The sequence below is a fragment of the Streptomyces sp. NPDC047315 genome (genome assembly GCF_040643215.1).
In the GTDB taxonomy this organism is placed as follows: domain Bacteria; phylum Actinomycetota; class Actinomycetes; order Streptomycetales; family Streptomycetaceae; genus Streptomyces.
Genome location: NZ_JBEYTZ010000007.1, coordinates 227729 through 241222 on the forward strand (window position 1 = coordinate 227729; position 13494 = coordinate 241222).

Annotated in this window: 13 protein-coding genes; 3 read left to right on the top strand and 10 right to left on the bottom strand. The window is 71.9% G+C overall.

All coding sequences use genetic code 11. The annotated features are described in order from the left end of the window. Positions 1–126: 126 nt before the first annotated feature. The 8 genes from ABZ842_RS10445 to ABZ842_RS10480 form a co-directional block, all read right to left on the bottom strand. Positions 127–1023 (bottom strand): FAD binding domain-containing protein, encoded by an 897-nt coding sequence (locus tag ABZ842_RS10445; RefSeq protein ID WP_361534915.1) that lies wholly within the window; start codon positions 1021–1023, stop codon positions 127–129. Positions 1024–1330: 307 nt separating this feature from the next. Continuing rightward, the gene (locus ABZ842_RS10450; RefSeq protein ID WP_361534918.1) at positions 1331–3034 is read right to left on the bottom strand and encodes a beta-N-acetylhexosaminidase; all 1704 of its coding nucleotides are present in this window, start codon (positions 3032–3034) and stop codon (positions 1331–1333) included. A 90-nt stretch (positions 3035–3124) separates the two neighbouring features. After that, positions 3125–3949, bottom strand: a complete 825-nt coding sequence (locus ABZ842_RS10455) for a carbohydrate ABC transporter permease (protein WP_361535176.1) — start codon at positions 3947–3949, stop codon at positions 3125–3127. 104 nt (positions 3950–4053) lie between these two features. Then, complete coding sequence (locus ABZ842_RS10460) at positions 4054–5052, bottom strand: sugar ABC transporter permease (RefSeq protein ID WP_361534921.1); 999 nt, start codon at positions 5050–5052, stop codon at positions 4054–4056. A 25-nt stretch (positions 5053–5077) separates the two neighbouring features. Further along, positions 5078–6382, bottom strand: coding sequence for an extracellular solute-binding protein (locus ABZ842_RS10465; protein ID WP_361534924.1), 1305 nt, complete (start codon positions 6380–6382; stop codon positions 5078–5080). Between the two features lie 277 nt (positions 6383–6659). Continuing rightward, positions 6660–6941: a DUF3039 domain-containing protein gene (locus ABZ842_RS10470; protein ID WP_361534927.1), complete on the bottom strand. Its 282-nt coding sequence runs from the start codon at positions 6939–6941 to the stop codon at positions 6660–6662. 52 nt (positions 6942–6993) lie between these two features. Beyond that, positions 6994–7815 (bottom strand): ABC transporter permease, encoded by an 822-nt coding sequence (locus tag ABZ842_RS10475; protein WP_361534930.1) that lies wholly within the window; start codon positions 7813–7815, stop codon positions 6994–6996. Further along, positions 7812–8573, bottom strand: coding sequence for an ATP-binding cassette domain-containing protein (locus ABZ842_RS10480; RefSeq protein WP_361534933.1), 762 nt, complete (start codon positions 8571–8573; stop codon positions 7812–7814). The genes ABZ842_RS10475 and ABZ842_RS10480 overlap by 4 nt, the downstream gene beginning before the upstream one ends. 113 nt (positions 8574–8686) lie before the next feature. Here ABZ842_RS10480 and ABZ842_RS10485 point away from each other — a divergent pair, with 113 nt between their 5' ends. Together ABZ842_RS10485 and ABZ842_RS10490 are read left to right on the top strand one after the other, a co-directional pair. Next, complete coding sequence (locus ABZ842_RS10485; protein ID WP_361534936.1) at positions 8687–9901, top strand: histidine kinase; 1215 nt, start codon at positions 8687–8689, stop codon at positions 9899–9901. Continuing rightward, a complete protein-coding gene (locus ABZ842_RS10490; RefSeq protein ID WP_361534939.1) occupies positions 9898–10584 on the top strand; it encodes a response regulator transcription factor in 687 nt (228 codons plus the stop codon). The genes ABZ842_RS10485 and ABZ842_RS10490 overlap by 4 nt, the downstream gene beginning before the upstream one ends. On the opposite strand, the gene ABZ842_RS10495 is transcribed toward ABZ842_RS10490, so the two are convergent. Continuing rightward, complete coding sequence (locus ABZ842_RS10495) at positions 10557–11117, bottom strand: YqgE/AlgH family protein (RefSeq protein ID WP_361534942.1); 561 nt, start codon at positions 11115–11117, stop codon at positions 10557–10559. The genes ABZ842_RS10490 and ABZ842_RS10495 overlap by 28 nt on opposite strands. A 346-nt stretch (positions 11118–11463) precedes the next feature. Between ABZ842_RS10495 and murA the strand changes: the two genes are divergently transcribed. After that, entirely contained in the window at positions 11464–12804 is a 1341-nt protein-coding gene (gene murA / locus ABZ842_RS10500) for a UDP-N-acetylglucosamine 1-carboxyvinyltransferase (RefSeq protein WP_361534945.1), read from the top strand. Between the two features lie 260 nt (positions 12805–13064). Here the strand turns inward: murA and ABZ842_RS10505 are convergent, their stop codons facing one another. After that, positions 13065–13346 carry an HU family DNA-binding protein gene (locus tag ABZ842_RS10505; RefSeq protein ID WP_004571953.1) on the bottom strand — a complete coding sequence of 94 codons (282 nt, stop codon included), beginning with the start codon at positions 13344–13346 and terminating at the stop codon, positions 13065–13067. Between the last annotated feature and the right edge of the window lie 148 nt (positions 13347–13494).

Sequence of the window (13494 nt, forward strand, 5' to 3'; positions counted from 1 at the left end):
GGTACTGCGGGTGGTGGCCGCCCTGCTGGGCGGAGTGGTCGGGGTGGACCGTGTGGGCAGTGTTGTCAGCGTGGTGCTGGTGGTCCTGCTCCCCCGCCCCGTGGTCGGTGTTGTTGGTGTTGCCGTTCACGACAGCGCCCTCCCCAGTGCACGCCGGGCCAGCGCGGCGACGGTGCGCCGCAGATGCAGTACGGCGGGCGGCAGCACCTGCTGCTCCTCGCCCTGGGCGGCCGGCTCGGGGTCCGGGATGCACGCGGCGGCCACGTACTCCCCGAAGGCCACCAGCGCCTCCGCCGCGAGCCCGCGCTCGCCGTCCCAGTCGATCAGGGAGGCGATCCACCGCTCCGCCTCCAGCGGGCGCAGCGGCATCGTCGCGATGGCGCCGACGGCGCAACGCACCCCGCGCCGCTGCGGGTCGAGGACGACCGCGACGGACGCGGTGGCGCGGCCGGGGCCGGTGCGCCCGGTGGCCTTGAGGAAGACCTGCGGCGCGTGCAGCAGCGGTACGCGCACGTACCCGATCAGTTCGGCGGGGGCCAGCACCTCGCGGCCGGCCAGCAGATGGGCGACCGGGACCTCGCGGCGGCTGCCGCCGGGGCCGGCCACGACGAGGTCGGCCTCCAGCGCGGCGAGCACCGGCAGGGTGTCGCCGGTGGGGGCGGCGGAGGCGATGTTGCCGCCGAGGGTGCCCGCGTTGCGGATCTGGGGCGGTCCCGCGGCGCGCGCGGACGCGGCGAGCGCGGGGATCAGCGCGGCGAAGTCGGGGCGGCCCATGCGGGCGTGGGTGAGACCGGCGCCGAGGAGGGCGTGGCCGTCCTGGTAGCGCCAGCCGCGGATCTCGCTGATGCGGCCGAGGCCGACGAGTCCGGCGGGGCGCAACTGCCCCTTGTTGACCGCGGCCATGAGGTCGGTGCCGCCCGCGACCGGCACCGCGGCGGGCATGGCGGTCAGCGCCGCCACGGCCTCGTCGAGCGAAGCCGGCATCGTCACCGACTGCGATGTCTGCGGTGCGTGCGTGGTCACCCCAGCTGCCCCTTCCCGGTGTCCGGCGATCCCGCCTGTGTTGCCGTACCGTACGTGCTCACAGCCCGGACGTGGCAACTCTGGCACATCTTCCGAGCCGACCGCCGCGGGGGTCCGCGAAGGGCACGTCCGCGACGGATGCACCCTTGTTGGGGCAATGACCCTTTTTGGGCGGGTCGACGGGTTGACGGTCCTTCGGCGCCCCGCGCGGATCGACACGGTTCGCCATGGGTCGGGACGAGTTGTTCCGCAGCACGGTTCCACGGTGCCAGGAGCCCGGTGCGCCGGCACCGGGCTCCCGGGCGGATCACACGTTCGGGGTCGGCGCCTCGCGCGGGTACCCCTTCACGCCGGGCCGCTTCTGCCAGGGCAGCGGCCCGGTGGGCGGCCGGTAGCCGACGCCGAGCGCGTCAAGGCGCGGGTAGTGCGCCCCCATTCGGCGCTCGAAGTCGGCGAAGTCCCGCTCCTCGGGCGCGGGCAGCTGCGACCAGGCGACTTCGGCGAGGGCGACGAGCCGGGGGAAGACCTGGTAGTCGACGCGGGCGCGCTCCTGCATGACCTCGGTCCAGACGTTGGCCTGGGTGCCGATGACGTGCTTCGCCGCCTCGGGCGTCAACTCCGGCGGCACCGGCTCGAAGCGGTAGACGCTCTCCAGCGTCTGCACGAAGCCCATCGGGATGGGCTCGTCGGGGTCGTCGGTCTGGCGGTGGTCGAGGTAGACCCGGTGCTCGGGGCACATCACGACGTCATGACCGGCCTTGGCCGCCTCGATGCCGCCCTCGTAGCCGCGCCAGGACGAGACGGTGGCGCCGGCGGCGAGACCGCCCTCCAGGATCTCGTCCCAACCGATGAGCCGCCGGCCGCGCTGGGTCAGCCACTTGTCGAAGTGGCGCATGAACCACGCCTGGAGGCCGTCCTCGTCGCCGACCCCGAGCTCCTCGATGCGGGCCTGCGCGGTCGGGGACGCCTTCCACTGGTCCTTGGGGCACTCGTCGCCGCCGAGGTGGATGTAGGGCGAGACGTCGGCCGGGAAGAGCTCCAGGACCTCCTCCAGCACGCCCTCGTAGAAGCGCAGCACGGCCTCGGTCGGGGCGAGCACGTTGGGGTTGATGCCCCACGTCTCCCAGGGGGTGAGCGCGGAGGTGTCGATCACGTCGGTGTTGCCGAGTTCCGGGTACGCGGCGATGGCGGCCTGCGAGTGGCCCGGGATGTCGAACTCGGGGACGACCCGGATGTGCCGCTCGGCCGCGTAGGCGACGATCTCCCGGATGTCGTCCTGGGTGTAGTAGCCGCCGTACGGCTTCTCGTCCCACTGGTCCGAGTAGCGGTGCCCCCACTTGGTGCGCGAACGCCAGGAGGCCACCTCGGTCAGCCGCGGGTGGCGCTTGATCTCGATGCGCCAGCCCTGGTCGTCGGTGAGGTGGAAGTGGAAGACGTTCAGTTTGTGCGCGGCGAGCAGGTCGAGCATCCGCAGCACGTCGGACTTGTGGGAGAAGTGCCGCGCCACGTCGAGCATCATCCCGCGCCAGCCGAACCGGGGCGCGTCCTCGATCGTCTGCGCGGCCACCGCCGCGCCGGAGGGGCCGACGGGCGCGGCGCGGAAGGCGGCCGGGCCCAGCAGTTGCCGCAGGGTCTGGGCGCCCCAGAAGACCCCGGCGCCGCTGCCGCCGCGGATCTCCACTCCGGTGCCGGCGGTGACGGTCAGCCGGTACGCCTCGGGTTCGAGGTCCTCGTCGACGAGGAGCGTGACGGAGTTGGCGGCGCCGGCCCCGCCCGGGGCGAGGGGCAGCCCGAGGGCCGCGCCGACCGTGCCGCGCAGCCAGCGCTCGGCCCGCTCGGTGCCCGGGGCGGCGTACAGGGTGGTGTGCGCGTCGGGGGCGAAGGCGCCGCCGCCGTCGGTGGTGCGGACGGACTGCGGGGCGGGGACCAGCAGGGGCCCCGCCGCCCCTTCGGGGGAGCCCGGTGTCGGGCCGCCGGTAGTCGTGGCGTCGGTCGAGGTGGCGTCGGGCATGGGGTGGATCCTTCCTTGGCCGGGTGAGCCTTGGCTTTCGGGGGTCCGGAAAAGCCTCCTCCGGCCGCGGGGGAACGGCCGGAGGAAGTATTAGTCCTTCACTGCGCCGCCGAGTCCGGAGACCAGTCGTCGCTGGACGAGCACGAAGAAGACCAGCACCGGAATGGTCATCACCGTCGAACCCGCCATGATTCCGCCCCAGTCGTTCTCGTCCGGTTTGAAGAAGACGAGCAGCGCCATCGGGAGGGTCGACTGCGAGGTGTCGCTGATGATGAACGACTTGGCGAAGAGGAAGTCGTTCCAGGTGGAGATGAAGGAGAAGACGCTGGTCGCCACGAGGCCCGGGAAGACCAGCGGGAAGAGGATCTGCCACAGGAATCGGGTGCGGCTCGCGCCGTCGATGTAGGCGGCTTCTTCCAGCGCTTCGGGAACCGCCTTCACGAATCCCCGCAGCATCCAGATCGCGAAGGGCAGCGAGAAGGCGATGTGGGGCAGGATCAGCGACCAGAGGGAGTTGAGCTGACCGAGGTCCCGCATCAGGAAGAACATCGGGATCGTCAGTGCCTCGATGGGCACCATCTGCGCCACCAGGAACATGATCAGCAGCGTCGTGCGGAACTTGAACTTGAACCGGGTCACCGCCGTCGCCGCCAGGAAGGCGATCAGCGCGGAGGCGAGCACGACCGTGCCGGCGACGAAGAGGCTGTTGAGGAAATAGCGCCCGAATTCCTGCTGCTCGAAGACGCGGCGGAAGGAGTCGAGCGACGGGTTGAGCGTCCAGGGGCGCGCCTCGGTCGACTGGATCTCGCCGGCCGGCTTGAAGGCGGAGAGCACCATCCAGTACAGCGGGAAGGCGACGACGACCGCGACGAGCAGCGCGGTCGCCTCGGCGGCCAGCCGCCAGGGGCGCCGGATCCGGAAGGAGCGCGCACGGCTCGTCGAACCGCTCTTCGAAGTGCCCGTCGCAGTGCTCGTCGAACTGCTTGCGGAATCGCTTGTGGAAGTGCTCGTGGAAGTGCTCACAGCTCTTCTCCCTGGCGTCGCATGAGGCGCAGATAGACGAGGGTGACGGCCAGCAGGATCAGCAGCATGATCACGCCGATGGCCGAGCCCAGGCTGTACTGCGAGGACGCGAACGCCTTTTGGTACGCGTACACGTTGAGCACGAGGTTCTGCCCGGCGATGCCGCCGCCGGAGGTCATCACGTAGATCTGGGTGAAGACCTTGAAGTCCCAGATGATCGACTGGATGGTGACGACGATCAGGATGGGCCGCAGCATCGGCGCGATGATCGTGCGCCAGATGCGCCACTGGGACGCCCCGTCGAGCGAAGCGGCCTCCAGCACCTCGGAGGGGATCGCCTTGATGCCCGCGTACACGGTCACCATGACGAACGGGAAGGAGCACCAGACGACTTCGAAGAGGACGAGCGCGAAGGCGCTGTAGCGCCCGTACGTCCAGGAGAAGTCGCCGAGCCCGAGCAGCCGGTTGACCGGGCCGTGGTCCGGGTCGAAGAGGAAGACCCAGACGGTGGAGCCGGTGATGGCGGGGGTGGCCCAGGCGCCGAGCGCGGCCAGCATCAGGGCGAGCCGCGGCACCGCCCGGATGCGGGTCAGCAGCACGGCGAGGGCGCAGCCGACGGCCAGGGTGGCGATCACACAGGCGGCGGCGAAGACCACCGTCGCCAGCAGGACCTGCCAGAACTGGCTGTCGGAGAAGAGGGTCTGGTAGTTCCCGAAGCCCTTGAAGGTGGTGGGCTCGCCACCGCTGACCTGGGCCTGGGTGTATTCGAGGAACGAGATCAGGCCGAGCTGGTAGATCGGGTAGACCAGCAGGGTCGCGAGGACCACCAGCGCGGGGAGCAGATAGAGCCAGGGCGTCCAGCGGCTGCCCTGCCGCCCGCCCGGCCCGCGGCGGCGCGCGGGCCGGGACTTCCCGTTCCGACCGGGGTGCTTCTCGGCGGGGGCCGGGGCGGTGGTGACCACCGCGCCCGGCCCCGCTGTCGCTTCGTGCGTCATGTCGAGGTGTCCGCGTCCCGTCCGGTCAGCCCGCGGCGGAGAAGGCCGCGTCCATCTTCTTGGCGGCCTCGTTCGACGCCCCGGCCACGTCCTTCTTGCCGCTGACGATCTCCTGGAACATCGTCGGCAGGACGGTGGAGGCGTCGATCTGGCCCCAGCCGGCGGAGGCGGGGACGAACTTGGCGCCGGCGGCGAGGGTGTCGACGAAGGGCTTCACGAAGGGCTCCTTCGCGGCGATCTCGGTGCGCACGTCGGTGAAGGTGGGCAGGAAGCCCATCGCCTCGAAGAGCTTGCGCTGGCTCTCCTTGCCGGTCAGCTCCTTCATCAGGTCGACCGCGAGGGTGCGGCGCTCGCTGCTCTTGAGGACGCCGACGTTGTTGCCGCCCGCGAAGGCGGGGGCGATGGAGCCGGCCTTGACGCCGGGCAGCGGAACCACGGCGTACTTGCCCTTCGCCTTGCCCGCCTCGACGGCCTGGTGGTTGAAGTCGCCGCCGATCGCCATGGCGGCGGTGCCGGAGGCGAAGGCGGTGATGGTGGCGTTGCCGCCCATGGAGGCGCACTTGGAGGCGGGACAGTTGTCGTCGCCGAAGAGGGAGGTGTAGGCGGTGATGCCCTTCTGGGCCTCGGGGCTGTTGATCGCGGACTTGTAGCTGTTGCCGTCCTGCTTGGCGAGTTCACCGCCGTTGGACCAGATGAACGGCATGGCGCCGTAGGTGTACGTGCCGCCGACGGCGAGGCCGTAGAGCTCGGGCTTGGCCTTGCGGATCTGCTTGGCCGTGGAGATCAGCTCGTCCTGGGTGGTGGGCGGCTTGAGGTTCAGCTCCTTGAACACGTCGGTGCGGTAGTACAGGGCGCGCACGCCGACGAAGAGCGGGGAGCCGTACACCTTGCCGTCGACGGTCACGGACTGCTTGGCCGTCGCGTCGGTGTCCTTGGCGTCCGCCCAGTCGCCGAACTCCTTGCTGACGTCGGCGAGGCCGCCGTCCTTCACGTAGCTGGCGGTGTCGGTGTTGCCGTACTCGATCAGGTCGGGGGCGCTCTTCGGGTCGTTGAAGGCGGCCTTGATCTTCTGGGCGCGGGTGTCGACGGGGATGTACTCCACCTCGACCTTGGCGTCCTTGTTCCGCTTGGTGAAGGCGGCGATGGCGTCGTCCACCACCTTCTTCTTCGGCCCGTTGTTGACCTCCTGGAAGAGCCAGACCCGCAGGGTGCCGGACTTCTCGTCCTTCGAAGAGCTGTTGTCGGAGGTCTGGGGTGCGCACGCGGTGGCGGTGAGGCCGGCGAGGACGAGCGCGGTGACCGGAGCGGCTATGCGGGAGCGGAGCTTCATGGGCGGTCCCTCGGGGTGAGTGCGAGGTATGCATTGCGACATATGCAACGCATGTTTCGTGCTGCACAACAGGAGGCGAACATAGAACGGCTCAAACCTGGGGACAAGTGGTCTCAACCACTCTGTGACCGGGCGGAGCATCCTGTGCAACGGCCGCCGAAAACCCCCCAACAACCTGCACATCGCCACAGAAAACACAGAACGGCCCCTGGGGCGCGCCTACTCGCGCGCCCCAGGGGCCGTCGTGGACCCGCCGCCGGTACCCGGCGGAGCTGCCCTACTTCTTGTCCTTGCCGCCCTTGTCCCCGCCGGGACCCATGGAATCGTAGATCTCCTTGCACATCGGACAGACCGGGTACTTCTTCGGGTCGCGACCCGGCACCCAGACCTTTCCGCACAGCGCGACCACCGGAGTGCCGTCGAGGGCACTCGCCATGATCTTGTCCTTCTGAACGTAGTGGGCGAAGCGCTCGTGATCGCCGTCGCCGTGCGACACCTGCGGCGTCGGCTCTACGAGGGTTCCCGTCCCTGTCCCGCGCTCGGGCTCAAGAGTGCTCATGAACTCCAAGGGTACCCGGGTGCCCGCAGGGCGCGGCCCCTGCGTGGCCGGCTCATGCGTCGCGCCGGCGCAGGGCCACCAGACCGGCCGCCACCGCCACCGCCGTCCAGGCGAGGAAGACGGCGAGGCCCGTCAGCGGGCCGTAGCCGATCCGGTCGAAGGGGACGGTGGCCATCAGCCGCGAGCCGGCCAGGTGCGGCAGGAAGCGGCCCGCTTCCGCGATCCCCGGGAGCGTCCCCAGCACGTCCCCGATCACGAAGAACAGCGGCACCAGGACGGCGAGCGAGGCGATCGTGCTGCGCAGCACCGCGGCGACCCCGGCCGACACCAGACACAGCAGGGTCAGATGGAGCGCGAAGCCGAACACCGCCCGCAGGGCGCCCGGATCGCCCAGGGAGGCGTTCAGCTCCCCGCCCATCGCGGTCTGGGCCACGAAGAAAGTGGCGAAGGCCGTGGGCAGGGCCACCGCGAGCGTGGCCGCGCCCAGCACCGCGACCTTCGCTGTCCAGTACGCCGTACGGTTCGGCACCGCCGTCAGCGAGGAGCGCACCAGGCCCGTGGTGTGCTCGCCGGCGACGGCCATCACGCCCAGGCAGACCACGGCGAGCTGGCCCAGGGAGACCCCGGCGAAGCCCATCAGGACCGGGTCGAAGTCCTCGCGGCGGTAGTCCGCCGCGTTCGCCCGGATGGCCGAGCCGTACAGGAGCCCGGCGGCGACGTTCACCACGAAGGTCGCGACCAGGGTCCACCAGGTGGAGCGCAGGGTCCGCAGCTTGAGCCACTCGGCGGCCAGGGCCGGGGCCAGCACGGATGCCAGCACGCGGGCGGGAGCGGGGGCAGGGGCGAGAGCAGGGCTGGGGGCGGGGGTCGTCATCGTGCACCGCCGCCGAGGTCGGTGCCCACGCCGGTGCCGGCACTGGCATCGGCACCGGCCGTGAGCCGGATGAACGCCTCCTCCAAGGAACCGCCGGGCGACGCGTGCGCGGCCACGACCTCCGCCACCCCGCCCTCGGCCAGCAGCCGGCCGCGGCCGATGACCACCACGTGGTCCACGGTCAGCGCGGCCTCGCCCATCAGGTGCGAGGAGACGAACACCGCCCGGCCCTGCCCCGCCAGGTCGCGCATCAAGGTGCGGATCCACACGATGCCCTCCGGGTCCAGGCCGTTCACCGGCTCGTCCAACAGCAGATAGCGGGGGTCGCCGAGGAGCGCCGCCGCGATCCCCAGGCGCTGTCCCATGCCCAGGGAGTACGTCCCCACCCGGCGTCGCGCCGCGGCTCCGAGGCCGACCTGCTCGATCACCTCGTCCACGCGCGCATCCGATATCCGGTGCGTACGGGCGAGGAAGCGCAGGTGGGAGCGGCCGGAGTGCCCCGGGTGCACGGCCCGGGCCTCCAGCAGCGCGCCCACCGTGCGCAGCGGGTGGCGCAGCCGGGCGTACGGCACGCCGTCGAAGAGGGCCGAGCCGCGGGTGGGCCGGTCCAGGCCGAGCATCATCCGCAGCGTGGTGGACTTTCCCGCGCCGTTGGGCCCGAGGAAGCCGGTGACGCGGCCCGGGCGCACGGTGAAGCTCAGGCCGTCCACGGCGGGCGTCCGGCCGCGGTGCTTGGTCAGGTCGTGGATGTCGATCACGTTTCCCACCGTGACGCACCCCGCCGGTGCCGCGCATCGCGCGCAAGAGGGAGGTGTTCGTCTCCCTCTGCAGGGGGAGGCGCGGGCGCCGACGGCCCGTCTACCGTCGGAGGATGACCGCCCACGGACGACCGAAAGCGGGCCTGGTGGGGCGGGACGGGCTCGCGGTCGCCGCGTATCTCCTCCTCGTCTCGACCACCGGTGCCGCCGGCTCCACCGGCGCCGGCTCGTCCGCGCTCCCGGACGGGCTCGCGTCGCTGCTGGTGTTGGTGACGGTGGCTCCGCTGGTGGTGCGGCGGCTGTGGCCGCTGCCGGTCTTCGGCAGCGTGCTGGCCGCCACCTGCGTCGGCGTGCTGCTGGGCGCGGTGCACGATCCGTTCGTCCCCGCCGGCTTGGCGCTGTACACGGTCGCCGTGCAAGGGGCGCGCGAGCACTGGTGGCAGCGGTGGCTGCCCGCCCTCGCGATCGGCGCGCTGTCCCTGTGCGCCCTGGTCGCCCCGCTGCGCGATGGACGCGGCGCCTGGTGGACGAGCGGCCCCGGCCTGCTCGTCCTCGGCTTCGGCGTGCTCCTCGGCACGTGGGAGCTGGGCCGGGCGGCCAGCGAGCGGCGCGCGTTCGCGATCCGTACGGCCGAGCAGCTCGCGCAGCGCGCCGTCACCGAGGAGCGGCTGCGCATCGCCCGCGAACTGCACGACGTGGTCACCCACTCCATGGGACTCATCGTCGTCAAGGCCGGCGTGGCCAACCACGTCGTGCGCACCCACCCCGACGCGGCGAACGACGCCCTGCGGGTCATCGAGGCCACCGGCCGGGACGCCCTGACCGAGCTGCGGCGCATGCTGGGGGTGCTGCGCGCCTCGGACACCGGCGAGCGCGTCCCCGCGCAACTCGCCCCCGCACCCACGGTGGCCGAGCTGCCGGAGCTGGCTGCCCGTGCCGGCGCCGAGCTGACCGTGGGTGACCTCGAAGGTCTGCCCGAAGGGGTCGGCCTCGCCGTCTACCGGATCGTGCAGGAGGCCCTGACGAACGTCCTGCGCCACGCCGGCCCGGGCACCCCGTGCCGGGTCGCGGTCGATTCCGACGGCACCGCGGTGCGGCTGGTCGTGGCCGACGACGGCCCGCCCGGCGGCCCCGCGCCCGACGGCCACGGCATCGTGGGCATGCGCGAGCGCGTCGCGCTGTACGGCGGCGTCTTCGCGGCCGGCCCGCGCGCACCCCGCGGCTTCGAGGTTCGGGCGACGATTCCGTACGAGCGCGTCCACCGCCCCGGGGGCGAGCCGGCGCCCGAGCCCGAAGCGGCCCGGGCGCACGTCGAGGTGGGCCCGTGATCCGGGTCCTCGTCGCCGACGACCAGGCGCTGCTCCGCGGCAGCCTGCGGCTGCTGGTGGAGGCCGAGCCGGGCCTCAGCCCCGTCGGGGAGGCCGCGGACGGCGACGAGGCCGTGCGGCTGACCCGGCGCACCCGCCCCGACGTGGTCCTCATGGACGTCCGGATGCCCGGCACCGACGGCATCGAGGCCACCCGCCGCATCAGCGCCTCCCCGGAGACGGCCGCCACCCGCGTGCTGATGCTCACCATGTTCGACCTCGACGAGTACGTGTACGGCGCGCTGCGCGCGGGCGCCAGCGGCTTCCTCCTCAAGGACGCCCCGCCCGCGGAGCTGTTGTCTGCGGTGCGCGTCGTCGCGGCCGGCGAAGCGCTGATCGCCCCCAGCGTGACGCGCCGGCTGATCTCCGAGTTCGCGCTGCGCCCGCCGCAGGGCCGCCCGGACGCCACCGCGCTGGCCGCGCTCACCGGGCGCGAGCGCGAGGTGCTTGAGCTGGTGGCGCGCGGCCTGAGCAACACCGAGATAGCCCGCCGGCTGTATGTGGGCCTGTCCACGGTGAAGACGCACGTCAGCCATCTGCTGGGGAAGTTCGGCGCGCGCGACCGGGCGCAGTTGGTGATCGCGGCGTACGAGACGGGTCTGGTCGTCCCCGGGCGTCAGTTGAGCGAGGGGTCTTCCGGATAGGTCGCGAACATCGCCAACTCGCTGCGCTGGCGCCGCAGGACGGCCCGCCACAGCTGTTCGGGCCGCGGTGACGACACGTCGCCCGGCTCGGAGTCCACGACGTACCAGGCGCCGTCGTCCAGTTCGGCCTCCAGCTGACCCGGCCCCCAGCCCGCGTACCCGGCGAAGATCCGCAGCGAGCCGAGGGCGGCGCCGACCAGCTCGGGCGGCGCCTCCAGGTCGACCAGGCCGATCGCGCCGTGCACCCGCCGCCAGCCGAGGGGGCCTTCGTCGCCCGGGATCACGGCGACGCCCAGCGCGGAGTCGAGGGAGACGGGACCGCCCTGGAAGACGACGCCGGGCTCGCCCGCGAGCGCGGCCCACGACTCCAGGATGTCGCCGACGCCGACGGGGGTGGGGCGGTTGAGGACCACGCCGAGGGAGCCCTCGTCGTCGTGGTCGAGGACGAGGACCACCGTGCGGTCGAAGTTCGGGTCCGCGAGTGCCGGTGTGGCGACGAGCAGCCGCCCTGTGAGCGAGGACACCTCGGTCATGCGCAACATGATCCCGCATCGGGCCCGCTTGCGGGCCGCTGCGGCGAAACCCAGCGCGCGGGGGCTCCACGGGGTGCCCCGCCTCCGGCGCACCCCGACAACCCCGCCGTCCCCCTGCGGGTGGCATTTGTCTCCGCGCCCCGGTCGCAGGCGCCGGATCGGAGCGCGCCGCATGGCGAGAGGCGCACCCCGCACAGGGGGTCACGCTGTGGGGTCGCGGGAGGACCCAGCGTGCTGTACCGAAATCATTACGTACCGGGACCCTCCTCGGCCTTACGGGGCACCGCCCCCCGCCCCTTACCCTTTTCTCTGTCCCACTGCCCGACCACTCCGGAACGCGAGATCCATGACCGGCACAGACGATGTACTGCTTGTCCACGGCGGCACCCCGCTGGAGGGCGAGATCCGCGTCCGCGGCGCCAAGAACCTGGTGCCGAAGGCAATGGTCGCCGCTCTCCTGGGCAGTGAACCGAGCAGACTGCGCAATGTGCCGGACATCCGCGACGTCCGCGTGGTGCGCGGGCTGCTCCAGCTGCACGGGGTGACGGTCCGGCCCGGTGACGAGCCGGGCGAGCTGGTGCTCGACCCGACGTACGTGGAGTCCGCGAACGTCGCCGACATCGACGCGCACGCGGGCTCCTCCCGCATCCCGATCCTCTTCTGCGGCCCGCTGCTGCACCGCCTGGGCCACGCGTTCATCCCCGGCCTCGGCGGCTGCGACATCGGCGGCCGGCCGATCGACTTCCACTTCGACGTGCTGCGGCAGTTCGGCGCGAAGATCGAGAAGCGGGACGACGGGCAGTACCTGGAGGCGCCGCAGCGGCTGCGCGGCACCAAGATCCGGCTGCCGTACCCCTCCGTCGGCTCCACCGAGCAGGTGCTGCTGACCGCCGTCCTCGCCGAGGGCGTCACGGAGTTGTCGAACGCGGCGGTCGAGCCGGAGATCGAGGACCTGATCTGCGTCCTGCAGAAGATGGGCGCCATCATCTCGATGGACACCGACCGCACCATCCGCATCACGGGCGTCGACCGCCTCGGCGGTTACACCCACCGGGCGCTGCCGGACCGTCTGGAGGCCGCCTCGTGGGCGTCCGCGGCGCTGGCCACCGAGGGCAACATCTACGTCCGCGGCGCCCAGCAGCGGTCGATGATGACCTTCCTGAACACCTACCGCAAGGTGGGCGGCGCCTTCGAGATCGACGACGAGGGCATCCGCTTCTGGCACCCGGGCGGCTCGTTGAGCGCGATCGCCCTGGAGACGGACGTGCACCCCGGTTTCCAGACCGACTGGCAGCAGCCGCTGGTGGTGGCCCTCACGCAGGCCGCCGGGCTCTCCATCGTCCACGAGACGGTGTACGAGTCGCGGCTGGGCTTCACCTCCGCGCTGAACCAGATGGGGGCGCACATCCAGCTGTACCGGGAGTGCCTGGGCGGCTCGGACTGCCGGTTCGGCCAGCGCAACTTCCTGCACTCCGCGGTCGTCTCGGGGCCCACCAAGCTCCAGGGCGCCGACCTGGTCATCCCGGACCTGCGGGGCGGCTTCTCGTACCTGATCGCCGCGCTGGCGGCGCAGGGCACGTCCCGGGTGCACGGCATCGACCTGATCAACCGCGGCTACGAGAACTTCATGCAGAAGCTGGGCGACCTCGGCGCGAAGGTCGAGCTGCCGTCCGGCCCGCTCGGCTGACGGCCGACCGCCGGGGGCCGTACGCACAACGGGCCCCCGGCAACGGCCCGGCACGACGAACGGCCCGGCACGACGCCGTTGCAGCGCCGTAGCACCGCCGCTGAACGGCCGCTGAAGGGCCGTTGGAGGGCCGCTGAAGGCCGCTGGAACGCCCAAGGGCGGTCACCACCAGGTGGTGACCGCCCTTGCGTTTGTCCTCAAGCTCCCGCGTCCCTGCGCCCGGCCCGTCGCTGGGCGCCACGGGCCGAGGGACCCGGGACTTACTTGCCCTTGGCCGCTTCCTTCAGCTTCGAGCCGGCCGAGACCTTCACGCTGTAGCCCGCGGGGATCTGGATCGGGTCGCCCGTCTGCGGGTTGCGCGCGGTGCGAGCGGCACGGTGGGTGCGCTCGAAGGTCAGGAAGCCGGGGATGGTGACCTTCTCGTCGCCCTTGGCGACGACCTCACCGACGGTCTCGGCAAGGGCGGCCAGCACGGCGTCGGCGTCCTTGCGGGTCACCTCGGCGCGGTCGGCCAGCGCGGCCACCAGCTCACTGCGGTTCATGTTCTTACTCCCGTGTTTCTTCTTGCCTGTGAGGCGTGAGTCGAAGCCGATGCTGCCAGGGCCCTCTGACACTCCCCCGAACCGGGGGTCCGTCAGTGAACCCCGCCCTGTCTGGTGAAACTCCCCAGGGACGCAGGTCCTCGGAGCA